A 1,343-nucleotide genomic window follows, 5' to 3' on the forward strand; every position below is an offset into this window, starting at 1 on the left:
CGGTGGCCGCGTACCGCTTCAACGGCGACAAGCCCGAACCGCTCGGTCCGCCGGTGCGCCTCGGCGGCGTGGGACCGACCCACCTGAGCCTGTACGCGGGGCACGTCCTGACCGCCGACTACGGCTCCGGCAGTGTCACCGCCGTGCCGGTCCGCCCCGACGGCACACTGGCGGACCGCCCTTCCGGGCAACTCCGGCACACCGGCTCGGGCCCGCACGAACTACGCCAGCAGGGTCCGCACGCCCACCAGATCCAGCCCGACCCCAGTGGCCGTTGGGCCGTCGGAATCGACCTCGGCACCGACTCCGTGCTGGTGTGCACGCTCGACGACGGACGCCCCGCACTGCACCGCGAGATCGCCCTCAGGCCCGGCTCGGGCCCCCGCCACCTCGCCTTCCACCCCGACGGCGACCGCGCCTACGTCCTCAACGAACTCACCCCGACGATCACCGTCTGCCGCTGGGACGCCGGGAGCGGCGCACTGAAACCGCTGGCCGAGACCCCGGTGCTGCCGGGCGCCCCGGCAGGCGACGCCGCCTACCCCTCCGGCATCGTGACCTCGCCGGACGGCCGCTTCGTCTGGACGGCGACCCGCGGCGAGGACGTGCTGTCCGTGCTCGCCGTCGAAGGGGAGGGGCTGAGCCTGGTCGGGACGGTGCCCTGCGGGGGCCACTGGCCGCGCGCCCTCGCCGAGTCCGACGGCCACCTGTACGTGGCCAACGAGCGGTCCGGACACGTGACCTGGTTCGCCGTCGACCCCGCCACCGGCATCCCGCGCCCCGGCGGATCGATCGACGTGACCGCCGCATCCTGTGTGGTGTTCGGCTGAGTCCGACGCGTGTGCGGACGGCCACGCATGCCGAAGGGCCCGCTCCTGCGTGAGGAGGGGCCCTTTCGGCGCTACGGCGTTACACGTGCCAGGCCTGGCCTGGCCAGGTCGGACCGGATCGGATCAGCGAACCGGTGCGCCCTGCTGCTGCGGCGGGGCGATACCCAGCGCCGTCGTGTACTTGGCGAGCGCGAGCTTGCCGATCGCCGGGTACGGGCCGAGCGGCTCGGCGGCCGAACAGCCCGCCTCGGCAGCCGCCGCCTGGAGCAGACCCGGGTCGATCTCGGGGCCGATCAGGTAGGGCGCGAGCGCGAGCTGCTGCGAGCCGGACCCGCGCAGCTGCTCCGCGATGGCCGCGATCGAACCTTCCTGGTCCAGCGCCGCCGCCATCACCGGCACGGCGAGGCGCGCGGCGAGCAGCATGCCGGTGATACCGGCCGCCTGCACGGCCTCCTCGCCGCCCACGGAGGCGAGGATGATGCCGTCCGCGGCGGTCGCCACGGTGAACAGCCG

Annotated in this window: 1 protein-coding gene and 1 pseudogene; one reads left to right on the forward strand and one right to left on the reverse strand. The window is 74.4% G+C overall.

Annotated features, from left to right (window positions below):
* On the forward strand, positions 1-830 hold an 830-nt coding region (locus tag R6V09_RS53290; RefSeq protein WP_317888578.1), incomplete at its 5' end, for a lactonase family protein.
* A gap of 123 nt (positions 831-953) precedes the next feature.
* Here R6V09_RS53290 and R6V09_RS53295 read toward each other — a convergent pair.
* Positions 954-1,343 (reverse strand): annotated as a pseudogene (locus R6V09_RS53295) (hypothetical protein); the annotation flags it as partial.

Origin of the sequence: Streptomyces sp. W16, assembly GCF_033194735.1 — a bacterium.
Classification (GTDB): Bacteria; Actinomycetota; Actinomycetes; order Streptomycetales; family Streptomycetaceae; genus Streptomyces.